We start from the raw sequence: 22,148 nt of genomic DNA, 5'->3' as shown, positions 1-22,148 counted from the left end.
CCCGAGTGGCCGCCCTTTCCATTTCAGTGGACCGAGCTCACTTCGTCATCGCGCCGTAGACGATGTCCTGCACCTGCTCGCGATAATATTTGCGCAGTTCGCCAGGCGCCGCCGTTCCCACCACGACGACGAGACGCTCCTTGGGATCGCAGAAAAACTGCGTCCCGTAGGCGCCATTCCAGGTGAACTCGCCGGGATTGCCGGGAACCGACGACAGCCCTTCACTGGTGCGGACCGCGACCGCCAGGCCAAAGCCGAAGCCGGCGCGATGCGGCTCGATGTTTGCCACGTTGTTCTTGATCTCGGGGCCGAGGTGGTTGGTCGTCATGTGATGCACGGTCTTTGGCGAAAGAATGCGCTGGCCGTCGAGCTCGCCGCCGTTGAGCAGCATCTGACCGAAGCGGACGTAGTCGCCCATCGTCGCGAACGAGCAGGCGCCGCCGCAATCGGATTGGGTGGGGGTATCCAGCAGCTTGATGGCCTGCGGCTTGCCGGTCAGCGGATCGTTGGCGAACGGCCGGGCGAGGCGAGGGCGCTGCGCGTCGGTGGGATGGAAGGTCGCGTCCTTCATGCCGAGCGGCTGCCAGACATTGGTGGCGAGATAGTCGCCGAGCCTCTGCTCGCTCACTTTCTCGACCACGGCACCGAGCACGTCGATCGAAAAGCCGTACTCGAATTCGGTCGAGGGCTGGTGCGCCAGCGGCAGTTTTGTCATGCGGTCGATGAAGGCCTGGGTATCGCCTTCGATCGCCGGCGCAGTGCCATCAGGATATTGCCGTGCCACCGGGCTCGATGAGTCCGGGCGGCCGCCATACATCAATCCGGACGTATGCCGGTAGAGATCGTGGATGAAGATCGGCGAGGCCTGCGGCTCGAACTTGAGCGAGCCGTCCGCCTGTTGAACGCCGACCTTCATGTCGGCAAAGCCGGGATAGTAATCGGACAGCTTGGCCTGGAGCGGCAACTGGCCCTTCTCCATCAGCGTCAGGCCCGCGACCGCCGCCATCGGCTTGGTCATCGAGGCCAGCGCGAAGATCGCATCGACCGTCATTGGCGTGCCCTTGTCCGGATCGAGCATGCCGTAGGCCTTGTAGTGCACGAGCTTGCCGTCCCGCGCGATGGCAACGACCGCGCCGGGTACGCGCTTGGCGGCGATCTCCCGCGCGAAGAAACTGTCGAGCCGCGCAAGACCCTGCTTCGAGAAACCGGCGTCATCCGGGGTCGCTTCGGGCAGCGGCGCGGCGCGCGCGGCTCCGAACGTGATGACGGCAGCCGCCGCCGCGATCATGGCGATCGTCTTGTTCATTGCATCCTCCCAAGGCGAGCTCGTTAAGCGGTGGCTCGCACAGCGCCCAGATCACGACCGCGCGCGAATGAAGTCAAGCGCGGGCAGGGCATGTCAGGGACGCGCAGGAACTATCGTCCTTCTCCGGCGCGCCACAGCGCATCAAGCGCGTGCCGGTAGGTCGGGTAGGCCAACGCGACACCGAGCTCGCGCTTCAGCTTCGCATTGGAGACCCGGGCGCTGCTGGCATAGAAGCTGCGGGCCATTGCCGACATCTCGGCGGTTTCAAACGGCTCTTCGGGCGGCGGCGCGATGTTCATCAGCTTCGCCGCATAAGCGATCACGTCCTGCGGTGGCGACGGCTCGTCGTCGCAGACGTTCCAGGTGCCGCCGCCCTGGTGGTTCACCGCGGCCATGATCGCGCTTGCGATGTCGTCGACGTGGATGCGGTTGAAGACCTGTCCGGGCTTGATGACGCGTCGGGCCGTCCCTGCGCGCAGCGTCACCAGCGCGTTGCGGCCGGGACCGTAGATTCCGGCAAGCCGCAGGATCGCGACGTCGCCATGCACCGTATCCGTCCAGGCCTGCTCTGCCGCGAGCCGCTGTCGGGTGCGATCGAAGGTGGCGAGCGGTGGCGTGCTCTCGTCGACCCATGCGCCGCCGTGATCGCCATACACGCCGATGGTGGCGAGATAGATGATTTTTCGGCGGTGGCCTGCCGCCAGCACATCGCCGAAGGCCGTAATGGCGGGATCGCCGGCGCTGCCGGGTGGAATCGACACCAGAAGGACATCGGCATCGCCGATACGCGCGACCGTCTCCGGTGACGGACTGCCCCCGGAAAAGGCGTGTACCTCGATGCCGGCAAAATCGTCCCGCTGCCCGGGATCGCGCACGGTGCCGGCGATATGGGGGAAGCTGCCGCCGAACCGGCGGACGAAGTGCCGGGCGCTGTAGCCAAGGCCGAGGATGAAGAGCCGCATGAATCTCCCGTGCAGGTCGGAGTTCCCGCGCCAGCTGCGCGCCCCTCGCTCATAAGAGATTTTTGGGTCGGGCAAAAGATATTGCGATTTTACTCGTCTGCCGGTGCGGGGGATGGTTGCCGACCACAGAGAAGCATCGATCATGCAGGCAGACGCGCTCGCTCTCGCACCGACGGATGCCACCGGGCTGATCCGGCGTGCTGCCGCGCTGATCTTCGATGTCGACGGCACCCTGGCCGAGACGGAGGAATTGCACCGGCGGGCTTTCAACCAGGCCTTTGCCCGCCATGGTCTCGATTGGCATTGGGACCGTGCCGTCTACAAGGACCTGCTGCGGGTGACGGGCGGCAAGGAGCGCATGCGTGCCTATCATGAGAGGCTGTGGATCGCGCCGCCCTTGTCGGGTGCGGACATCGCGGAACTCCACCGTATCAAGACCGCCCATTATGCCGAGCTGATCGATACCGGCTGCTGCCCCTTGCGGCCCGGCGTCGCTGATTTGCTCGCTGAGGCGAAGGCGCGTGGGCAGCGGCTCGCGATCGCGACCACGACGTCGCATGGCAATATCGATGCGCTGCTGTCGCGGACGCTGGGGACGCGCTGGGCGGCGGATTTCGATGCGGTTGTTGCGGGGGATGACGTTCAGCACAAGAAGCCGGCGCCGGATGTCTATCGCGAGGTTCTGGCCCGACTGAAGCTGGACGCGTCCGCGTGCCTGGCCATCGAGGATTCCCGCAACGGACTGATCGCGGCGTCGCGTGCCGGCATCCCCGTCCTCATCACCAGAAGCATGTTCTTTCGGGACGACGACTTCTCGGAGGCGCGGGTCGTGCTGGATGACTTGCTGGAACTCGCGGGGCCAAAACAAAAAACTGAAAAACAACCCCATGCACAGTAGATCACGCGAGCGTGATGGCGGCGATCAGTGCACGCGGTGGCTGGCTCTATCATCCTCGGCCTGCTCGACAATCTGCGCGATCGGGCTCGACTGGTGATGCACCAGCCGCCAGCCGTCGCCGACGCGCCGAAAATGGTTGGCGGCGGCCAAAGCGGTGCCGTCGACGATCTCGATGCAGAGCACGCGGGCGCTGTCGCCGTCGACGATGGCCTGCGGTTCGGCGCAAACGATCTGCGGCCGCTCCGGATTTTGCAGGATATCGCGCCAGCTTCCGATCACCGTGGCGCGGCCGATGATCGCCGGCCAGCCTGGATGGATGCAGGAAATGGCGTCGTCATCCGCCCACATCTGTTCCATGCCGTCGAAGTCGCCCGTTGAAAAGGCGTCGTAGAAGGCCGCATTGGCGGCGATGACCTTGGTGTCCTTTGCCATGCCTCTCGGGTGCGGCAATGACAGGCAAAAATCAAGCGCGACTTCCGTTCGATTTCGCGTGCGCGTTTGACCGCAGTGCAGCATTGCCCGCTTTGTAGTCACGCCGAGACGTGCGTCTCCACCGCCCGCCGCGCGCCGTCCCGATAAAGACGGCCGAGCGCGGAGGTCACGGCTTCGCGCAGGCGCGGCTCGGCACCCAGAGGCCCGAACACTTTTTCGACGCCGAGCAAGGCGGGCGCGAGCTTCTCGGCGACGGGACCCGCCTCGCGCGCCAGCGCGGCGAACTCGGCGGCAAGCGGATCGCGCACGTCGATGGCGCGGCCCTGCTCGTCGCGCGCGGTGACATAGCGCATCCACCCCGCGACCGCGAGCGCGTGCGTCGCGATCGGCAAATCCTTGCGCAGGCGATCCTGCATCGCGCCGAGCAGGCGCTGCGGCAGCTTTTGGGAGCCGTCCATCGCGATCTGCCAGGTGCGATGATGCAGCGCCGGATTGGCGAAGCGCTTGAGCAGCGAAGCACGGTAGGCAGCGAGATCAGTGCCAACAGGCATCGTCAGCGTCACCGCGGCCTCTTCCATCACCTGCGCGGCGAGGCGGGCGAAATGCGGATCCTGCATCGTATCGGCGATGGTCTCGTAGCCCGCGAGATAGCCGAGATAGGCGAGTGCGGAATGGCTGGCGTTGAGCAGCCGCAGCTTCATCAGCTCGAACGGCCTGACATCGGTGACGAGCTCGACGCCCGCGGCGGCGAGATCGGGCCGGCCTGCCGCAAAACGGTCCTCGACCACCCATTGCGTGAAGGGTTCGGTCATCACGGGCCATGCGTCGCGCAAGCCCAGCGCGGATGCGACCGCGTCGCGGTCGGCGTCCGTGGTCTCCGGCACGATGCGATCGACCATGGTCGAAGGGAAGGCGGCGTTGTCCGCGATCCACTTGCCGAGGTCCTTGGAGCGGAGCGCGGCGAACTGGGTCACGATCCGCTGCACGGTGTGCCCGTTGGCGGCGAGGTTGTCGCAGCAGAGCACGGTGAAGGGTGCGAGGCCCTGCGCGCGCCGCCGCGCCAGCGCAGCCACGATGAAGCCCGGCGCCGAGCGCGGCGCGTCGAAATTGTTGAGATCGTGCACGACGTCAGGATGCCGCTCGTCGAGATCGCCGGTCTGCGGCGTATGGCAATAGCCCTTCTCGGTGACCGTCAGCGAGACGACGCGAATGGCGGGGTCGGTCATCCGCTCGACCAAAGCTGCCGGCTTCTCGCGCGCAACGACGCTGTCGAGCAATGCGCCGATCACGCGATGCTCGGTGCCCTCGGCGGCGCGCACGGCGATCGTATAGAGATGATCCTGGGGGGCGAGGGCGTCGCGCGTCGCGGGGCTGCGCAGGCTCGCGCCGATGATGCCCCATGATGCGGCCCCGGTGGCAAGGCAATCGTCGATGACGACAGCCTGATGGGCGCGATGAAAGGCGCCGAGGCCCAAATGCACGATGCCGGGCGTGACGCGCGAACGGTCATAGGCCGGGCGGCGGATGCGGGGTGCCAACCGGTCGAGATTGGCGCTGCCAATGCGCATGGACGTCTCCCCTTTGCTTTGCCGCTGCTTGACATGGCGCCTGTATCAGGTCAATGCTCCGGTCAATTGGTAAGACCAATTTTCCAAAATTGGCGGGCGGCCGGGATGATCCCGGCACGGCCCTTTCGGGAGGACCAGCGTGCCGCTGGAAGCTGTGGAGGCGAGACGGCTTTATCGCCAGGTCGCCGATCAATTGCGAAGCCTGATCGACAGCGGCGAGTACGCGGTCGGCAGCCGCTTGCCGACCGAGCGCGAGCTCGCCGAGCAGCTCAAGATCTCGCGGCCGACGGTGCGCGAGGCCCTGATCGCGCTCGAGGTCGAGGGTCGCCTCCGCATTCGTGTCGGCTCGGGCATCTATGTGACCGAACCCGCCGACGCCGCGCCTGCGCTGCCGGCCGCCGGCATCGAAGGTCCGTTCGAGCTGCTCCGCGCCCGCGAATTCCTTGAAAGCGCCATCGCCGAGCAGGCCGCACGCGTTGCGACCAGGGACGACATTGCCCGCATCGACGCGTCGCTTGTCGCGATGGAGAATGTCGCGCATCCCGGCGAAGCCTCGATGGTGCATGACCGTGCGTTCCACGTCGCGATCGCCGGCAGCCTCGGCAATGCCGTTCTGGTGCGCGTGGTCGGCGAGCTGTTCGATCAGCGTCTCAATCCCTATTTCGCGCAGCTCGCGCACTATTTCGAGAGTCCCGGCACCTGGCGCGCGGCGCTCGACGAGCATCGCGCAGTGCGCGACGCGATTGCGGTGCATGATCCGGACGCCGCGCGCGAGGCCATGCGAAAACATCTGGCGCGCTCGCAGGAACGCTTTGCGCAGAATTTTGGCGCTGAGACCACCGCAGGGCCATCGGCCCGGAAGGGCCGGCCGGCGCGATCCCCGGCAAAACCAAAGAAAGCCCCGAAGAGTCCTGCCAAAACCGGCAGTGCGCGGCGGCGATGAGATTGGGTGGCCCGTCTCCGTTTGGTAGCGGGCGAACAAGAAGCAGACTTTAGTCAGTGGAGGATGAGACAATGTTGAAGAAGATGACGATGGTGCTGGCGACGTCGGTCGCGGCAATGTTCGCGGCGACCAATCCAGGCATGGCGCAGACCAAGCTCAAATGGGCCCATGTCTACGAGACCTCTGAGCCGTTCCACACTGCGTCGGTCTGGGCCGCGCAGGAGATCGGCAAGCGCACCAACGGCCGCTATACGGTCGACGTCTATCCGGCCTCGCAGCTCGGCAAGGAAGCCGACATCAACCAGGGCCTCTCGCTCGGTTCGGTCGACATCATCATCTCCGGCTCGAGCTTCGCGGCCAAGAGCTTTGCGCCGATCGGCGTGACCTACTATCCCTACACGTTCCGCGATGCCGACCATCTGCTCGCCTATACCAAGAGCGACATCTTCAAGGAGCTCGCCAAGGGCTATGAGGACAAGAGCGGCCACCACATCGTCGCCGTGACCTATTACGGCGTGCGCCAGACTTCCTCGAACAAGCCGATCAAGACCTGCGCGGACCTCAAGGGTCTGAAGATGCGCGTGCCGGACGTTCCGGCCTATCTCGCGATGCCGCGCGCCTGCGGCGCCAACACCGCGCCGATCGCGTTCGCCGAAGTCTATCTCGCGCTCCAGAACGGCACCGTCGAGGCGCAGGAGAACCCGCTGACCACGATCGAGGCCAAGAAGTTCTACGAGGTGCAGAAGCACATCGTGCTGACCGGCCACATCGTCGACCATCTCAACACGGTGGTGGCGGGCGCGCTCTGGAAGAAGCTCAGCGACGAGGACAAGAAGATCTTCACCGACGTCGCGCAGGAAGCCGCCGCCAAGGCGACCGACGAGATCAAGCAGAACGAAGCCAAGCTGGTCGCCTTCTTCAAGGAGAAGGGCCTGACCGTGACCGAGGTCGACAAGAACGAGTTCCGCGACACCGTGTTGAAGAACGTCGCGTTCGAGACCTTCGGCTATCGCAAGGCCGACTGGGAACGCATCCAGGCGGTGAAGTGACTGCGGCTTGCTTCGCCCTAAGACCCTCATGGTGAGGAGCGCGGAACGCGCGTCTCGAACCATGAAGGCCCTGGTGTCGCCCGGGGCCATCCTTCGAGACGCTTGCTTCGCAAGCTCCTCAGGATGAGGAGCGGAGCGAGTTTGACGCAGTAGAACTAACGCGAGATTCCGGGTTCGGCTCTTCGAGCCGCCCCGGAATGACGTTCAAGTCGTTTGAGGAGTAGCACCCATGTCCACCGCCGAAGTGCACCGGCAGATCACCGGCGACGAGATCGCGCATACCTTCGAGGAGGAGGGGACGCCGAAGGTCGATCTCGGCGTCTACGCTTTCGAGGACTGGGTGGCGCTGGCGATCTTCTGGGTGATGGCGCTTGCCGTCTTCCTCCAGTTCTTCACCCGTTATGTGCTCAACGACAGCTATGCCTGGACAGAGGAGATCGCGACTTACTGCCTGATCGGCGTGGTCTTCATCGGCTCCTCGATGTGCGTGCGGCTGTCGCGGCACATCCAGGTCGATTTGATCTACCGCTATCTGCCGCATGTCGTGGCGCGTGTGCTGTCGACCGCGATCGACCTGATCCGCATCGCCTTCTTCGGCTACGCGATCAAGCTGGTCTGGGTCTACATCCAGATCATCGGCGATGAATCGATGACGACGATCAATCTTCCCAAGGATTACGTCTACTACGCCGTGCTGGCGGGCTTCGTGCTGATGTTCGCGCGCTCGGTGCAGGTGGCCATACAACATTTGCGACAGGGTTATTCGATCCTCGAACGTCCCGGCGCCTACGACGGTTTTGAAGGATAGGATCATGCTGCTGTTGCTTGGAGGCTTTCTCGTCCTGATGCTGCTCGGCGTTCCCGTGGCGATTGCCATGGCCGCGTCGTCGCTGCTCTACATCCTGGTCAGCGGCGTGACGCCCGACGTCACGCTGGCACAGCGCATGATCGCCGGCGTCGAGAGCTTTCCGCTGCTCGCCGTGCCGTTCTTCATCCTGGCCGGCAACCTCATGAACATCGCCGGCGTCACCGGGCGCATCTACAAATTCGCGGTCGCGCTGGTCGGCTGGATGCGCGGCGGCCTTGGCCACGTCAACATCATCGGCTCGGTGATCTTCTCCGGCATGTCCGGCACCGCGATCGCGGACGCCGCCGGTCTCGGCACCATCGAGATCAAGGCCATGAAGGACCACGGCTACTCCACGGAGTTCTCGGTCGGCGTCACCGCGGCCTCGGCCACGCTCGGCCCCATCATTCCGCCGTCGCTGCCCTTCGTGATCTACGGGATGATGGCGAACGTCTCGATCGGCGCGCTGTTTCTGGCCGGCGTCGTTCCCGGCATCGTCATGACGCTGCTGATGATGGCGACGGTCACCTACTTCGCGCGCAAGAACAAATGGGGCAGCGACACGCCGTTCTCCTGGCCGCAGCTCGGCTCGGCCGGCCTCGAGATCGCCATCGTGCTGGCTTTTCCCATGGCGATCTGGCTGATGGTGATTGCCGGCCTCTCGGTCAACATGGCGGTCGTCATCGGCCTCGGCACGTTGCTCTTGATCGACTGGTATTTCGACTTCTCGGCGGTGATGGCGCTGATGGCGCCGGTGATCCTGATCGGCGGCATGACGCTCGGCTGGTTTACGCCGACGGAAGCCGCGGTCGCCGCCGTGATCTGGTCGCTGTTCCTCGGCCTCGTGCGCTATCGTACGATGACCTTGAAGACCGTGGCCAAGGCGACGTTCGACACCATCGAGACCACGGCCTCGGTCCTGTTCATCGTGACCGCAGCCTCGATCTTCGCCTGGTTGCTGACGGTGTCGCAGGCCGCCCAGATGCTCTCGGACTGGATGCTCAGCATCACCCACAACAAATGGGTGTTCCTGGCGCTCGCCAACGTCCTGATCCTGTTCGTCGGCTGCTTCATCGACACCACGGCGGCGATCACCATTCTGGTGCCGATCCTGCTGCCGATCGTGCTCAAGCTCGGCATCGATCCGATCCACTTTGGTCTGATCATGACGCTCAACCTGATGATCGGCCTGCTGCATCCGCCGCTCGGCATGGTGTTGTTCGTGTTGGCACGCGTGGCCAAGCTCTCGGTCGAGCGCACGACGGTGGCGATCCTGCCCTGGCTGGTGCCGTTGATGATCGCGCTGATTGCGATCACCTACATCCCCGAACTCACCCTCTGGCTGCCGAAATACATGGGACTTTCCAAATGACATCGACTGCTTTCGCCGCAACCCTGTTCGGCCCCGAAGATCTGCGTATGGTCGAGCATCCGCTCGACAAGTTGGCCTCCGGCATGGTGCGCATCCGCTTCGGCGCCGGCGGCATCTGCGGCTCGGACATGCACTACTTCCGTCATGCCCGGACCGGCGATTTCGTCGTGAAATCGCCATTGATTCTCGGCCACGAGATCTCCGGCGAGGTCGTGGAGATCTCAGGTTCGGCTGCCAACCTGAAGGTCGGCGACCGTGTCGCCGTCAATCCGTCGCGCTGGTGCGGCCACTGCGTCGCCTGTCGCGAAGGCCGGCCGAACCTCTGCGAGAACATCTACTTCATGGGGTCGGCATCGAAGACGCCGCACATGCAGGGCGGCTTTGCGAACTATTTCGATGCGGTCCCTGCGCAGTGCGTGAAGATTCCCGACCATGTGTCTTATCAGGCTGCGGCCTTGGCCGAACCGCTCGCGGTCTGCCTGCACGCGGTCGCGCGCGCCGGCAACATCGAGGGCAAGCGCGGGATCATCTTCGGGGCCGGCCCGATCGGGCTCCTGACCATGCTTGCCGCGCACCGCGCCGGCATGGCCGACGTCACGGTCGCCGACATCGCGCCGGCGCCGCTGGCCTTCGCGACCCGGCTCGGTGCTTCGCATGTCGAGAACGTCTCGGGCGGTGAAGAGGGGCTGAAGGCGCAGGCCGCCTCGCGTCCCTATGACGTGGCGTTCGAGGTCTCGGGCACGGCTGCAGGCCTCGCCAGCGCGATCGGGATCATCAGGCGCGGCGGCGTGGTGGTGCAGATCGGCAATCTGCCGGGGGGCCAGATTCCTGTGCCGGCCAATGCGGTGATGGCCAAGGAGATCGATTTGCGCGGCTCGTTCCGCTTCGGCTTCGAGTTCATGAACGCGGTGGAGCTGATCGGCAACGGCAGCGTCGACGTGCTGTCGCTGGTCACCGCCGAGCGGCCGTTGTCCACCGCGCCGGATGCGCTGCGTCTCGCGCTCGACCGCTCGCAGAGCGTCAAGGTCGTGCTGACCGCGAATTGACATTTGTTTTGACGCGTTTTCTTCACGCGAACCGGTACCCACTTCGCTCGAAAACGCTTTAGGAGAACGCCCATGATGCTCGAGGGATGGCGCTGGTACGGACCGGATGATCCGGTCTCGCTCGACGATGTCAGGCAGGCCGGGGCGAGCGACATCGTCTCGGCATTGCACCAGGTGCCGATCGGCGAAGCCTGGACGCGCAAGGCTGTCGAGGAGCGCAAGAACTTCATCGAGAACGGCCAGCCCGGCCGCTCGCAGCTGACGTGGTCGGTGGTGGAATCGATTCCGATCCCCGACGACGTCAAGCGTCTCGGGGGCAAGGCGACGAAGTCGATCGAGTCGTGGATTGCGAGCCTTGAGGCGGTGGCCGCCTCCGGCATCAAGGTCATTTGCTACAATTTCATGCCTGTCGTGGATTGGTGCCGCACCGATCTGGAATGGGAGCTGCCGAACGGCGCCCGCGCCATGCGCTTCGACCAGGACCGGTTTGCGGCGTTCGAGCTGCATATCCTGAAGCGCCCGGCCGCCGTGCAGGAATATTCACCCGAGCAGCAGGTGCGGGCGAAAAAGCTGTTCGAGCAGATGAGCCAGGCCGACATCGACTATCTCGTCATGGTGATCGCCAGCGCGTTGCCCGGCTCGACCACCGAGCCGATGACGATCCCGCAATTCCGCGACCGGCTGGAGACCTATCGCGACATCACGCCAAAAGTCCTGCGGCAGCATCTTGCCGAGTTCCTGGGGCGCGTCGCGCCGGTGGCCGAGCGGCTCGGCGTGTCGCTGACGCTGCACCCGGACGATCCGCCGCGTCCGCTGTTCGGCCTGCCGCGCATTGCGTCGAGCGCTGACGACTACCAGGCGCTGTTCGACGCCGTACCTTCGAAGGCCAACGGCATCTGCCTGTGCACGGGCTCGCTCGGCGCGCGGGCCGAGAACAATCTGCCCGCCATGGCCGAACGCTTCGGCCCGCGGATCGCCTTTGCCCATCTGCGTGCGACCAAGCGTGAGGCCGACGGCCTGTCGTTCTACGAGTCCGATCATCTCGACGGCGATGTCGACATGGTTGCGGTGCTCAAGGTGCTGCTGAAGGAGAACGCGCGGCGCGCGCCCGACAAGCAAATCGTGTTCCGTCCCGATCACGGCCACCGCATGCTCGACGATCTCGCGGCCACCAAGCGCACCAATCCCGGCTACACCGCGATCGGCCGCCTCCGTGGCCTCGCCGAATTGCGCGGCGCGATCCGGGCGATCGAGCATCGATAGGAGCGGTATCGATCAGTCCCTGGTGAGAACCGACACTCCTGCTCGCACAGATTGTCTTCGGTCCCTCCATGTGCCAGAGTGGCTGCATTGCACTTATCGACGCATTGCAGCACAGGCCATTATGAGGAGCCGAGCATGAGCTTCCTGGTCGAACTTCCTCTTGATCAATACAACCGCAACGCCTTCGCCAATTTCGACAGCGCCTCCGGCAATTTCGATCCTGACGTCGCGCGCGCGATGATGTGGATGTCGCAGCTCGCCTACGAGACCCACGTCCCGCAAACGATTACGGCCGTGTCCGACTTCTGGACGCTGTCCAATGTCAGGTCGCTGGTCCAGCCGGCGAAATCGACGCTTCCGGTGTCGGATACCCGCGGTGTCATCGCCCAGCGGGACGGCGCAACAATTGTCGCGTTTGCGGGCACCGATCCGTTGATCCTCAAGAACTGGGTCAGCGACTTCTATCTCGGTCGCCCGAAGGCGGATGTCCACGGCGGCTTCAACGACGCCGCGGCGGCCGTTTGGGATGACGTGCGAGCAGCGTTGACTGCGGCGTCTGCCGCGGGCTCGCGCGTCTTCATCACCGGGCACAGCCTGGGCGCAGCGCTTGCCGTTGTCACCGCCGATCGCGCGCATCGCGAACTCGGGATTGCGCTCCCACAAGTGTATCTCTACGGCTGCCCCCGTGTCTGCCATGCCGATGCGGCGGCTGCCTACAATGCGACGCTGGGGCCGACGACCTATCGGCTGGTCCACGGTCACGATATCGTTCCGACCGTCCCGCCGCCGCTGCTCGGATTTCGTCATGTCGGGCGCTATCTGGCATGTGGCCCGGGTGCGAGATTTGTCGCGAGCCAGCTTGCGGCCAACTGCAACTCGGATGAGCCGTTGCCGACGGCCGGGGGCTTTGCTGGAATAACCCAGCATCTCGCGAATCTTTTTATCGGATTTTCTCCGAGCAGGCGCATGGACCTGGTCGGCCGGCTCTCCCAATTGCTGGTACCCGGAATCGGCGATCATCTGCCGGATCGATATTACGATGCGCTGAGCTAGCGCATCGCACCTGCGCCGTTCTAGTAACACGCACCCATCGCGCCGAGCTGCGGATAGAGCTTGTCGATCGCGGCGATCTCGCTTTGCATTTGCGCGATGATCCAGTCGCGGATCTCGGCGGCGATGGGGCGCATCGCCCGGTTGCGCGGCGGCAGGAATTCGCAGATGCGGCGCGTGGTGGTGAGCGTGTCGGAAGCCGGCACCAGCGCGCCGGTGAGCAGCCAGTGCGAGGCGACCGTCAGCCAGCCGAGCGCGATGCCCTGGCCGAGCAGGGCGGCCTGCACCACGACGGCATAATCGGTAAAACTCAGCGCCTTGGCCGCGCCGCGGCGGCCGGTGAGCAGCGAGGCGTAGTCCGCGGCCCAGTCGCCCGGCGTCTCGGCGAGGCGGATGATGGTGTTGCCTTCAGCGGGATCGGTCTCGCCGAGATAGGTCGGGCTGCACATCGGCAGCATGACCTCCCTCATGACCAGCGTGCCGCCGGACGACGGCTCGTCGCGATCGCGGAAGCGCATGCCGAGATCGACATTCTCGACAGGTCCGCGCAGCGCGCCGGAGATGAGCTGGAAGCGCAGATCGATCTGCGGAAATTGCTTCTGGAGCTTGTCGATCCGCGGCATCAGCCAATGCGTGGTGAAGGCGGAGGAGACCGACAGCGTTACCGTTTCGGTACCCTTGCGGCGGCGCTCGATCTCGACGAGGCCGGTCTCGATGCTGCGAAAGCCTTCGAGCACGCGGCGATAGAGCAGCTCGCCTTCTTCCGTCAGCACCGCGCGGCCTGCCTTGCGGTCGAACAGGCGGACGCCGAGATGCTCCTCGAACTGGCCGAGCATGCGGCTCACCGCCGGCTGCGTGACGTTCAGTTCGGCGGCCGCTGCGGTGAAGCTGCCGTTGCGCGCCGCCGCGTCGAAGACGAACAGGGCGTTGCTTGACGGCAGCATGCGGCGTAGCTCGGGCATAACGTCATGTTATGGGCGCGGTGAGAATTTGGCAATTGCCGGATTTTGCCAAGTCTGGTGTCATTGGCATGACAGCCTAAACGCAGGGTGTTCGGGAGAAGATTTGGTGCGGCGCACGCTACGCCTCTGAATACTCCAGAACCCTGTCTATAAAGCAGGCTTATGGCGCGCAGTGAGGCACGCCAGCAAAGGGACACGGGCGAGGTCGATCGTTGGACAAACGAGCGGAAAGCGTCGAGATCAGGTCGGCCAGCAAGGCCTACGGCGCCGTTCGCGCCCTCGACGACGTTTCGCTCAATGTCGGCGCCGGCGAATTCGTCTCGCTGCTCGGTCCCTCCGGCTCCGGCAAGACCACGCTGCTCGGCATTCTCGGCGGTTTCATCCTGCCGTCGTCGGGGACGATCCTGTTCGGGGGCCGCGACGTCACTTACATGCCGCCGCACAAGCGCGACATCGGCGTCGTGTTCCAGAACTACGCGCTGTTCCCGCATATGAGCGTCGGCGAGAACGTCGCCTTTCCCCTGCGTGCTCGACGACTGCCGAAAGCGGTTTGGCCGGAGAAAGTGCGCGCGGCGCTGTCGATGGTCGGCCTTGCCGGCTATGAAGAACGCGGCATCGCGCAGCTCTCCGGCGGCCAGCGCCAGCGCGTGGCGCTCGCCCGCGCCATGATCTTCGAGCCGCGGCTGATCCTGATGGACGAGCCGCTTTCCGCACTCGACAAGCAGCTGCGCGAATCCATGCAGATCGAGCTGCGCACGCTGCACCGGCGCATCGGCGCCACCATCATCTATGTCACCCATGACCAGCGCGAGGCGCTGACCATGAGCGACCGCGTCGCGGTGATGAAGGACGGAAGGCTGATCCAGATCGACCAGCCCGAGCGGCTGCACGATCATCCCGCCGATTCCTTTGTCGCGAGCTTCATTGGTGAAGCGACGATGCTGCCGGTTCGCCGCGTCGATGCGTCCAGCGTTTCGCTCGGCAACGCGCTGCTGCGCAGCGCCCGCGCCATCCCCGACGGCGATGCGCTGATGCTGGCCGTGCACAGCGAAAAGCTGCTGATCGACGACGGCGCACAGGATGCCGCCTGCAACCGGCTGACCGGTACGGTCACCGACATCGTCTATCAGGGCGAAAGCCTGCGCATCTTCCTGGCGCTCGCCGATGGCATTGCGCTCAGCCTGCGTCAGCCGAGCTATCACCAGGCCTACAGCCGGATTCCGCCACTCGGCGGCAGCCTCACCGTCACCCTTCATCCCGAGGACACCATCGTCGTGCCCCGGGTGGATTGAAAGAAGCGTTGTCCAACCGAAAGAAGAAACTGACATGTCGACCCAAGCCGCGTTCAGCAATTTCAAGGTTCTCACCTTCGACGTCGTCGGCACCTTGATCGATTTCGAGGCGGGCGTGCTCTCCGCGGTGCGCAGGATCTCGGGCAAGACGCCGGCCGAGCTCAGCGACGAGCAGATCTTCGAGCCCTACAAGCGCGGCCGCGACAAGCACTATGAGCGCTCCAGCGAGGTGATGTTCCACGTCTATCGTCATCTCGCCACCGAGCTCGGCCTGCCGGCGGATGATGCTGCCTGCGAAATGTTCCAGCTCGCCGTGCTGCGCTGGGGGCCGTTCCCGGATTCGGTCGAGGCGCTCAAGCGGCTGCGGACGAAATTCCGGCTGGTGGCCATGACCAATGCGGACCGCGTCGCGCTGTCCTGCTACGCGCATGCGCTTGGCAATCCCTTCGACGATACCGTGTGTGCCGACGACACCGGCGTGGCCAAGCCCAATCCGGAATTCTTTGCCTACAACAAGGGCCGCCAGTCCGCGTTCGGCTACAAGCAGTCCGACATCCTGCATGTCGCGCAGAGCCAGTACCACGACATCGGGATCGCGCGGAAACTCGGCTACAAGGTGTGCTGGATCGAGCGCCGCCAGGGCATTGCGGGCTTCGGCGGCACGCCTGCGGTCGAGACATTGACAAAACCGGACTTCCATTTCCCGACGCTGAAGGCGCTGGCCGACGCGGCCATTGGACCTGCGGCGTAACGGATGAGCGGCGGCATGACACGGGACTGGCGCGCACTGCCATCGGTCAACTCGCTGTGGGAAGCGACAGCCGTGCCGGCGCGCGATTTTCCCGTGCTGTCGGGCGAGCATCAGGCGGATGTGGTGATCATCGGTGCGGGCTACACGGGCCTCTCCGCTGCACACCACATCGCCAAGAGCGGCCTGTCACCAATCGTGCTCGAAGCGAACCGCCCCGGCTGGGGTGCGAGCGGGCGCAATGGCGGCGTGATCACCGCAAAATTCCGCCTCTCGTTCCGCGAGATCGATGCCGTGCACGGCCGCGCCATGGCGCAGCGCATGTACGAGATCGCGCACGAATCGACGGACATGGTCGAGGAGCTGGTGTCGGAATTCGGCATCACCAGCGCCGCGCTGACGCGGACCGGTCAGGTCAAGGCCGCGCACAACGAGACGACGCTGAAAGCCGCGATCGACGAAGCCAACTGGATGACGCGCGAGATGGGCTCCGCCGAGGTCCGCATCCTCGACAAGCACGGCGTGCGTGACGAGACCGGCTCCGACATTTTCGTCGGCGGGGTGCTCAATCCCGGCTCCGGCGGGGTTCATCCGCTGAACTATCTGCGCGGCCTGGCCGACGGCGTGGCGCGCCGCGGCGTTCCCATTTTTCAGGAATCGCCGGTGGTCAAGCTCCGGCGCGAGCAGGACGGCATCATTGCCGAGACGCCGCAAGGCGCGGTGCGGGCGAAGCAGGCGATCATCGCCACCAACAGCTATTCCGACCTCACCGGCGCCACCGCCGATATGCAGCGCACGCTGATCCCGTTCCGCAGCGCCATGGTTGCGACCGAGCAGTTGCCGCGCAATCTCGCTGGACGGCTGATGCCGACCGGGCGCACCTACACCGAGACCAAGCGCATGATGCGCTGGTTCCGCATGGTCGACAATCGCGTGATCTTCGGTGGCCGCGGCGCTTTCGGCAAGCAGGACTCGCAAGCGGCCTTCGACGCGCTGCGCAAGGCGATGGTCGGTATCTTCCCGGATCTCGCCGATGTCCCGGTCGCATACAAATGGTCGGGCCTGGTCGGCATGACGCTGGACTCGGTGCCGCATATCGGCCGGCTCGACGATCGCACGCTGGTCTCGATGGGCTACAACGGCGCCGGCGTTGCGATGTCGAGCCTGATGGGCCGCTACCTCGCTGCCTTCGTCCGCGGCGAGAGCCCCGATGTCGGCCTGCTCGATGTCAGCCGCATGAAGGCGATCCCGTTCTATCCGCTGCGCGAGCCCGCCGTACGCATGGTCGCCGGCTGGTACCAGTTTCTCGATGCGATCGGCCAGTGAACTGTTTTTGGAGGAGGCGAGGATGACGACGAAGCAGAATTTGGGATTGGGCTGCGCGCTGCTGGGCGCAATCGGTTTGGCCAGCGCGGCTGATGCCGCCGAGCAGATCACTTTCGTCTCTCAGGGCGGTGCCTATCAGCAGGCGCAGACGGTGGCGATCCTCGATCCCACCGCCAAGAAGCTCGGCATCACCATCAACCAGGATTCCATTCCCGACGCCTGGCCGGCGATCAAGACGCAGGTCGGCAGCGGCAAGCCGATCTGGGACGTCGTCGACACGCCCACCGGAAACTGCCTGCGTGGCGGCGAGCAGGGGCTGATCGAGAAGCTCGATTTCTCGAAGATCCCGAACGGCGCGGCGATGCCGGAGGCCTATCGCAGTCCCTATTCGGTATCCTACGAGTTCTATTCCAGCGTGCTGTCCTACAGCCAGAAGACCTTCCCGAAGGACGCGCCGAACAGCTGGGCCGATTTCTGGGACGTCAAGAAATTCCCCGGCCGCCGCGCGCTGCGCAACCACCCGTTCGCCACGCTGGAGGCGGCGCTGATGGCCGACGGCGTCGCGCCGGACAAGCTCTATCCGCTCGACGTCGACCGCGCGTTCAAGAAGCTGGAAGAGATCAAGCCGCACATCACGGTGTGGTGGACCTCGGGCGCGCAGTCGGCGCAGCTGCTCAACGACGGCGAGGTCGACATGGAGATGGCGTGGAACGGCCGTGTGAGCGCGGTCGCGAAGGAGGGCGCCAAGGTGTCCTTCACCTACAACCAGGGCATCCTGCAGAGCACCTCGCTGTGCATTCTCAAGGGCGCGCCGAACCTCGACACGGCCGTGAAATTCCTCAACGAGGCCGTCGATCCCGTGCACCAGGCCAATCTGCCGCTCCACATCGACTACGGCCCGGGCAACCCGAAGGCGTTCGAGACCAGCGTGATCAAGCCCGAGCGCGCCGCGCAACTGCCGAGCGAGCCGGCCAATGCGGCCAAGCAGGCGCTGATGTCCTACGCCTGGTGGTCCTCGCCCGCGGGCGAAGCCGCCGAGAAGCGCTGGGCGTCGTTCATGCAGAAGTAAGACGAGGCAGCGTTGACGACATCCATGTCCGATCCATCGCAAAAGCATCAGCGCCGCGAGCATGCGCTGATGCTGGCATTGGTGTCGCCGGCGCTGCTGGTGATTTTGCTCCTGATCGTGCTGCCGGTCGGCTGGCTGGCCTGGCAGTCGATCTACCATGACGGCTTCACGCTGGAGAACTATCGTCGCGTCTTCACCGAGGACATCTACTGGCGGAGTTTCGCGCTGACCTTCGAGATCAGCCTCGCGGTGACGGTCATCGCGCTGCTGCTTGGCTATCCCGTGGCTTATCTCGCCAACTCGGTGCCGAAGGGGTGGAGCATTCTCATTCTCTCGCTGGTGGTGCTGCCGTTCTGGACCAGCGTGCTGGTGCGCGCCTATGCGTGGCTGGCGCTGCTCCAGCGCACCGGCGTGATCAACCAGTTCCTGCGCTATCTCGATGTGACCTCCGAGCCGCTCGCGCTCGTGCACAACACGTTCGGGACAATCGTCGCGACGGTGCACATCCTGCTGCCGTTCATGGTGCTGCCGCTCTATGCCACCATGCAGAAGATCCCCGGCGACCTGATGCAGGCCGGCGCCAGTCTCGGTGCGAGCCCGTCGCTCACCTTCTTACGCGTGTTCCTGCCGCTGTCGCTGCCGGGCGTGCTCGCGGGCTGCACGATGGTGTTCGTGCTCTGCCTCGGCTTCTACATCACGCCGGAGCTGCTCGGCGGCGGCCGCACCGTGATGGTGTCGATGCTGGTCAGCCGCAATGTCGAGCTCTACAACCAGTTCGGCGCCGCGAGCGCGGTCGCGGTGGTATTGCTTCTCAGCGTGCTCTTGATCTTCTTCGTCGTCAGCCGCTTCATCTCGCTCGATCGCGTGCTGGGGCAGAAATGATGCGCGCCTCGCCCGCACGAATCCTCCTCTACGTGATCAGCGCGCTGGTGCTGGTCTATCTGATCCTGCCGGTGCTGATCATCGCGCCCATCTCGTTCTCGAGCGCGCGCTTCCTGACGTTTCCGCCGCCGTCGTTCTCGATGCGCTGGTACCAGCAGTATTTCTCAAACCCGGCGTGGATGCAGGCGACGCGGGTGACGCTGACGGTCGCGCTCTTCACCGTTGTGATCGCAACGCCGTTCGGCGTCGCCGCCGCCTATGCCATCAGCCAGTCGAAGCTGCGCATCATGCAGGTGATCCACATGGCGCTGCTGCTGCCGCTGGTGGTGCCGATCATCATCACCGCGGTCGGCATCTTCTTCGTCTATGCCAAGGTCGGCCTGGTCGCGACCCTGCCAGGCCTCGTGCTCGCCAACGTGATGCTGGGCCTGCCCTATGTCGTCATCTCGGTGCTGGCGGGCCTGCAGAGCTTCGATCCGGCGCAGGAGATGGTGGCGCGCAGCCTCGGCATGAACCGCCTGCGCAGCTTTTTCGCGGTGACCCTGCCGCAGATCAAGTCGAGCGTGGTCGCCGGTGGCATCTTCGCTTTCATCTCGGCGATGGACGAGACCATCGTCGCGCTGTTCATCTCCGGCGGCCAGTATCAGCCGCTGACCAAGCGCATGTTCACCGCATTGCGCGACGAAATCGACCCGACCATTGCCGCGATCTCGACGCTGATGACGGCGGCGTCGTTCATGCTGGTGCTGCTGGCGAGTGCGCGGCAGAAGAAGAGCGGGTGAGGGGGCTGCCCGCCATTCTCGGTGTCATCGCCCGACTTGATCGGGCGATCCAGTACTCCGAAACAGTTGTGACTCCTCGATGGGCCGCGGCCTACTGGATGCCCCGGTCAAGCCGGGGCATGACAGTGAGCGTGTAGCGGCTACTGAGCCTCCGCCCCCAACCACGCCAAAATCATCTCCACGATCTGCGTCCGGCTCTTCGCCAGCACCTTCGGCTCGCTGAGATCCCGATCGAACAGCGCGCCGAACGTGTGGCGATTGGCGACGCGGAAGAAGCAGTAGGAGGAGATGGCGAGGTGCAAATCGATGGCGTCGACGTCGTCGCGGAAGGTGCCTTCCGCGCGACCGCGCTTGAGGATGCCGTCGAGGGTTGCGATCACGCTGGCGTTGAGCTGGCGCAATTGCAAATTCTGCTTCAGGTGCTTGCCGTGGTGGATGTTCTCGATCGAGACGAGGCGGATGAAGTTCGGGTTGCGCTCGTCATGGTCAAAGGTCGCCTCGATCAGGCGGCGCAGGCCCTCGCGGGCGTCGCAACTGGCGATGTCGAGCTGGTCTTCCAGCGCGCGGATGCTGCGATAGGCCTCCTCCAGCACCGCGAGGTAGAGCTGCTCCTTGCCGCCGAAATAATAATAGATCATCCGCTTCGACGTACGCGTCCGCGCCGCGATCGCATCGACGCGCGCGCCGGAATAGCCTTCCGAGGCGAATTCGGCCATCGCCACTTCGAGGATGTCGCGCTTGGTGCGCTCAGGATCGTTGGTGCGCTTCGATGGGGGCGGCATGCGCTCGAGCATCACTGTTTCTCCCGCCAGTTTCCACGGATCACCTTGAAGGTGAAGGCAAATTTCGCGCGTTCGGGCCTTGATCCAATGCGTATTGCATAAACGTACTAGTTCGTACATTATGCCTCCAGACCAAGGTTGCGGCAACAACAACCAGAAAAACGCGCGCGCGGCGACCGCCTGGCGCGAAACCGCACCGGACACATGGGGGAGGATATCTCAATGACGTTGACGTCAACCGCACCACCGCACGCGTCATCCGGCGCGGAGGCCACGCCGAACAAGCTGCCCAAGCGCGCCGCGCTGGTCAGCTTCGTCGGCAGCATGCTCGAATACTACGACTTTTTCATCTACGGCACCGCGGCGGCGCTAATCTTTCCAAAAGTGTTCTTCGCCAATGTCGATCCCGCGACGGGGACGCTGCTCGCGCTGCTGTCCTTTGGCATCGGCTATATCGCGCGGCCCGTCGGCGCCGTCATCCTCGGTCATTTTGGCGATCGCATCGGCCGCAAGACGGTGTTGCTGTTCACGCTGGTGCTGATGGGCGTCTCGACGCTGGCGATCGGCCTGTTGCCGGATGCGAAGACGATCGGCAACGCCGCGCCCGTCATTCTGACGCTGCTGCGCCTGCTGCAGGGCCTGTCGGCGGCCGGGGAGCAGAGCGGGGCGAACTCGCTGACGCTGGAGCACTCGGCCAATTCCAGCCGCGCCTTCTTCACGAGCTGGACGCTGAGCGGCACCCAGGCGGGCGCGATCCTTGCCACGCTGGTGTTCATCCCGGTGTCGAGCCTGCCGGAGGAGCAATTGCTGAGCTGGGGATGGCGCATTCCGTTCCTGCTGTCCTTCATCGTGCTCGTCGTCGCCTATCTGGTGCGGCGGACGATGCCGGAAACGCCCGTGTTCGAGGACATCAAAGACAAGGCGCAGGTGGCGCGCTTCCCCGTCGTGACGCTGCTGCGCGACTACTGGCCGGACGTGCTGCGTGTCATCGTTTGCGCGCTGATCGCGACCGTGAGCACGATGACCGCGGTCTTTACGCTCGGTTACGTCACCAGCAGGTTTGGTGTGGCGAGGCCGACCATGCTGTGGGCCGGCGTGCTCGGCAACGTCACGGCGCTGATCACCCAGCCGCTGTGGGCATTGCTCGCGGACAAGATCGGCCGCAAGCCGGTGTTCATCGGTGGCGTGCTCGGCTGCGCGGTGCTGGTGTTCCCGTATTTCATGCTGGTGACATCAGGGAATACGCTGGCCATCTTCGCCGCGGCGATGATCCTTTCGGGTGTCATCTACGCCGCGCCGAACGCGATCTGGCCGTCGTTCTATGCCGAGATGTTCGACGCGCGGGTGCGCTATTCCGGCACCGCGATCGGCACGCAGCTCGGCTTCCTCGCCGCCGGCTTCACGCCGCTGGTGAGCGCGAGCCTGGTGGCTGAGGGACCGAACGGGTGGCTTCCCGTCGCGATCTTCGTCGCCAGCTGCTGCGTCATCTCGGCGGCATCGGCGGCGACGGCACGCGAAACCCACACCGTGGACATCGCCGATCTCGGCAAACGGCGCGCTTGAACGCAA

21 protein-coding genes are annotated in these 22,148 nt (G+C 64.8%); 15 read left to right on the top strand and 6 right to left on the bottom strand.

The window, feature by feature from the left end:
• Positions 1-37: 37 nt before the first annotated feature.
• Positions 38-1,306, bottom strand: a complete 1,269-nt coding sequence (locus AB7532_RS29300) for a serine hydrolase domain-containing protein (protein WP_441238154.1) — start codon at positions 1,304-1,306, stop codon at positions 38-40.
• A gap of 110 nt (positions 1,307-1,416) precedes the next feature.
• Entirely contained in the window at positions 1,417-2,268 is an 852-nt protein-coding gene (locus AB7532_RS29295) for an SDR family oxidoreductase (protein WP_441238153.1), read from the bottom strand.
• 112 nt (positions 2,269-2,380) lie between these two features.
• Between AB7532_RS29295 and AB7532_RS29290 the strand changes: the two genes are divergently transcribed.
• On the top strand, positions 2,381-3,166 hold the full coding sequence (locus AB7532_RS29290; protein ID WP_441238152.1) for an HAD family hydrolase: 786 nt from the start codon (positions 2,381-2,383) through the stop codon (positions 3,164-3,166).
• Positions 3,167-3,190: 24 nt separating this feature from the next.
• Here the strand turns inward: AB7532_RS29290 and AB7532_RS29285 are convergent, their stop codons facing one another.
• Both AB7532_RS29285 and AB7532_RS29280 read right to left on the bottom strand, forming a co-directional pair.
• On the bottom strand, positions 3,191-3,598 hold the full coding sequence (locus tag AB7532_RS29285) for a nuclear transport factor 2 family protein (protein WP_441238151.1): 408 nt from the start codon (positions 3,596-3,598) through the stop codon (positions 3,191-3,193).
• A 98-nt stretch (positions 3,599-3,696) separates the two neighbouring features.
• On the bottom strand, positions 3,697-5,166 hold the full coding sequence (locus AB7532_RS29280) for a mannitol dehydrogenase family protein (RefSeq protein ID WP_441238150.1): 1,470 nt from the start codon (positions 5,164-5,166) through the stop codon (positions 3,697-3,699).
• A 139-nt stretch (positions 5,167-5,305) separates the two neighbouring features.
• On the opposite strand from AB7532_RS29280, the gene AB7532_RS29275 reads away from it, so the two are divergent.
• The 7 genes from AB7532_RS29275 (at position 5,306) to AB7532_RS29245 (ending at position 12,739) form a co-directional block, all read left to right on the top strand.
• Positions 5,306-6,109 carry a FadR/GntR family transcriptional regulator gene (locus AB7532_RS29275; RefSeq protein WP_441238149.1) on the top strand — a complete coding sequence of 268 codons (804 nt, stop codon included), beginning with the start codon at positions 5,306-5,308 and terminating at the stop codon, positions 6,107-6,109.
• A gap of 89 nt (positions 6,110-6,198) precedes the next feature.
• The gene (locus AB7532_RS29270; RefSeq protein WP_441239376.1) at positions 6,199-7,158 is read left to right on the top strand and encodes a sialic acid TRAP transporter substrate-binding protein SiaP; all 960 of its coding nucleotides are present in this window, start codon (positions 6,199-6,201) and stop codon (positions 7,156-7,158) included.
• Positions 7,159-7,387: 229 nt separating this feature from the next.
• Positions 7,388-7,966 carry a TRAP transporter small permease gene (locus tag AB7532_RS29265; RefSeq protein ID WP_441238148.1) on the top strand — a complete coding sequence of 193 codons (579 nt, stop codon included), beginning with the start codon at positions 7,388-7,390 and terminating at the stop codon, positions 7,964-7,966.
• Between the two features lie 4 nt (positions 7,967-7,970).
• Positions 7,971-9,377, top strand: coding sequence for a TRAP transporter large permease (locus tag AB7532_RS29260; protein WP_441238147.1), 1,407 nt, complete (start codon positions 7,971-7,973; stop codon positions 9,375-9,377).
• Entirely contained in the window at positions 9,374-10,423 is a 1,050-nt protein-coding gene (locus AB7532_RS29255; RefSeq protein ID WP_441238146.1) for an L-idonate 5-dehydrogenase, read from the top strand. Before AB7532_RS29260 ends, AB7532_RS29255 begins: the two co-directional genes overlap by 4 nt.
• Before the next feature lie 72 nt (positions 10,424-10,495).
• Entirely contained in the window at positions 10,496-11,686 is a 1,191-nt protein-coding gene (gene uxuA / locus AB7532_RS29250) for a mannonate dehydratase (protein WP_441238145.1), read from the top strand.
• 135 nt (positions 11,687-11,821) lie between these two features.
• Positions 11,822-12,739: a lipase family protein gene (locus AB7532_RS29245; RefSeq protein ID WP_441238144.1), complete on the top strand. Its 918-nt coding sequence runs from the start codon at positions 11,822-11,824 to the stop codon at positions 12,737-12,739.
• A gap of 20 nt (positions 12,740-12,759) precedes the next feature.
• Here the strand turns inward: AB7532_RS29245 and AB7532_RS29240 are convergent, their stop codons facing one another.
• Positions 12,760-13,698 (bottom strand): LysR family transcriptional regulator, encoded by a 939-nt coding sequence (locus tag AB7532_RS29240; RefSeq protein WP_441238143.1) that lies wholly within the window; start codon positions 13,696-13,698, stop codon positions 12,760-12,762.
• Positions 13,699-13,910: 212 nt separating this feature from the next.
• On the opposite strand from AB7532_RS29240, the gene AB7532_RS29235 reads away from it, so the two are divergent.
• Genes AB7532_RS29235 through AB7532_RS29210 form a run of 6 tightly spaced genes read left to right on the top strand, consistent with a single transcriptional unit; the run spans position 13,911 to position 19,797 of the window.
• A complete protein-coding gene (locus tag AB7532_RS29235; RefSeq protein WP_441238142.1) occupies positions 13,911-14,990 on the top strand; it encodes an ABC transporter ATP-binding protein in 1,080 nt (359 codons plus the stop codon).
• Positions 14,991-15,024: 34 nt separating this feature from the next.
• Positions 15,025-15,741, top strand: a complete 717-nt coding sequence (locus AB7532_RS29230; RefSeq protein WP_441238141.1) for an HAD family hydrolase — start codon at positions 15,025-15,027, stop codon at positions 15,739-15,741.
• Between the two features lie 15 nt (positions 15,742-15,756).
• Positions 15,757-17,064: an NAD(P)/FAD-dependent oxidoreductase gene (locus AB7532_RS29225; protein ID WP_441238140.1), complete on the top strand. Its 1,308-nt coding sequence runs from the start codon at positions 15,757-15,759 to the stop codon at positions 17,062-17,064.
• Positions 17,065-17,086: 22 nt separating this feature from the next.
• Positions 17,087-18,133 (top strand): ABC transporter substrate-binding protein, encoded by a 1,047-nt coding sequence (locus AB7532_RS29220; protein ID WP_441238139.1) that lies wholly within the window; start codon positions 17,087-17,089, stop codon positions 18,131-18,133.
• Positions 18,134-18,157: 24 nt separating this feature from the next.
• Entirely contained in the window at positions 18,158-19,015 is an 858-nt protein-coding gene (locus tag AB7532_RS29215; protein WP_441238138.1) for an ABC transporter permease, read from the top strand.
• A complete protein-coding gene (locus AB7532_RS29210) occupies positions 19,012-19,797 on the top strand; it encodes an ABC transporter permease (RefSeq protein ID WP_441238137.1) in 786 nt (261 codons plus the stop codon). The genes AB7532_RS29215 and AB7532_RS29210 overlap by 4 nt, the downstream gene beginning before the upstream one ends.
• A 140-nt stretch (positions 19,798-19,937) precedes the next feature.
• On the opposite strand, the gene AB7532_RS29205 is transcribed toward AB7532_RS29210, so the two are convergent.
• Entirely contained in the window at positions 19,938-20,591 is a 654-nt protein-coding gene (locus tag AB7532_RS29205; protein WP_441238136.1) for a TetR/AcrR family transcriptional regulator, read from the bottom strand.
• 210 nt (positions 20,592-20,801) lie between these two features.
• On the opposite strand from AB7532_RS29205, the gene AB7532_RS29200 reads away from it, so the two are divergent.
• The gene (locus AB7532_RS29200) at positions 20,802-22,142 is read left to right on the top strand and encodes an MFS transporter (RefSeq protein WP_441238135.1); all 1,341 of its coding nucleotides are present in this window, start codon (positions 20,802-20,804) and stop codon (positions 22,140-22,142) included.
• Positions 22,143-22,148: the final 6 nt, after the last annotated feature.

The sequence above is a fragment of the Bradyrhizobium sp. 930_D9_N1_4 genome, from assembly GCF_052076015.1.
GTDB lineage: Bacteria > Pseudomonadota > Alphaproteobacteria > Rhizobiales > Xanthobacteraceae > Bradyrhizobium.
This window is presented reverse-complemented; position numbering and strand designations above follow the sequence as displayed.

Coding starts and splice junctions, on each gene's coding strand:
- AB7532_RS29205 (WP_441238136.1), bottom strand. CDS start 20,591: ATGCTCGAGCGCATGCCGCCCCCATCGAAGCGCACCAACGATCCTGAG.
- AB7532_RS29245 (WP_441238144.1), top strand. CDS start 11,822: ATGAGCTTCCTGGTCGAACTTCCTCTTGATCAATACAACCGCAACGCC.
- AB7532_RS29240 (WP_441238143.1), bottom strand. CDS start 13,698: ATGCCCGAGCTACGCCGCATGCTGCCGTCAAGCAACGCCCTGTTCGTC.
- AB7532_RS29300 (WP_441238154.1), bottom strand. CDS start 1,306: ATGAACAAGACGATCGCCATGATCGCGGCGGCGGCTGCCGTCATCACG.
- uxuA (WP_441238145.1), top strand. CDS start 10,496: ATGATGCTCGAGGGATGGCGCTGGTACGGACCGGATGATCCGGTCTCG.
- AB7532_RS29215 (WP_441238138.1), top strand. CDS start 18,158: ATGTCCGATCCATCGCAAAAGCATCAGCGCCGCGAGCATGCGCTGATG.
- AB7532_RS29255 (WP_441238146.1), top strand. CDS start 9,374: ATGACATCGACTGCTTTCGCCGCAACCCTGTTCGGCCCCGAAGATCTG.
- AB7532_RS29260 (WP_441238147.1), top strand. CDS start 7,971: ATGCTGCTGTTGCTTGGAGGCTTTCTCGTCCTGATGCTGCTCGGCGTT.
- AB7532_RS29285 (WP_441238151.1), bottom strand. CDS start 3,598: ATGGCAAAGGACACCAAGGTCATCGCCGCCAATGCGGCCTTCTACGAC.
- AB7532_RS29225 (WP_441238140.1), top strand. CDS start 15,757: ATGACACGGGACTGGCGCGCACTGCCATCGGTCAACTCGCTGTGGGAA.
- AB7532_RS29220 (WP_441238139.1), top strand. CDS start 17,087: ATGACGACGAAGCAGAATTTGGGATTGGGCTGCGCGCTGCTGGGCGCA.
- AB7532_RS29290 (WP_441238152.1), top strand. CDS start 2,381: ATGGTTGCCGACCACAGAGAAGCATCGATCATGCAGGCAGACGCGCTC.
- AB7532_RS29280 (WP_441238150.1), bottom strand. CDS start 5,166: ATGCGCATTGGCAGCGCCAATCTCGACCGGTTGGCACCCCGCATCCGC.
- AB7532_RS29265 (WP_441238148.1), top strand. CDS start 7,388: ATGTCCACCGCCGAAGTGCACCGGCAGATCACCGGCGACGAGATCGCG.
- AB7532_RS29230 (WP_441238141.1), top strand. CDS start 15,025: ATGTCGACCCAAGCCGCGTTCAGCAATTTCAAGGTTCTCACCTTCGAC.
- AB7532_RS29270 (WP_441239376.1), top strand. CDS start 6,199: ATGGTGCTGGCGACGTCGGTCGCGGCAATGTTCGCGGCGACCAATCCA.
- AB7532_RS29295 (WP_441238153.1), bottom strand. CDS start 2,268: ATGCGGCTCTTCATCCTCGGCCTTGGCTACAGCGCCCGGCACTTCGTC.
- AB7532_RS29210 (WP_441238137.1), top strand. CDS start 19,012: ATGATGCGCGCCTCGCCCGCACGAATCCTCCTCTACGTGATCAGCGCG.
- AB7532_RS29200 (WP_441238135.1), top strand. CDS start 20,802: ATGACGTTGACGTCAACCGCACCACCGCACGCGTCATCCGGCGCGGAG.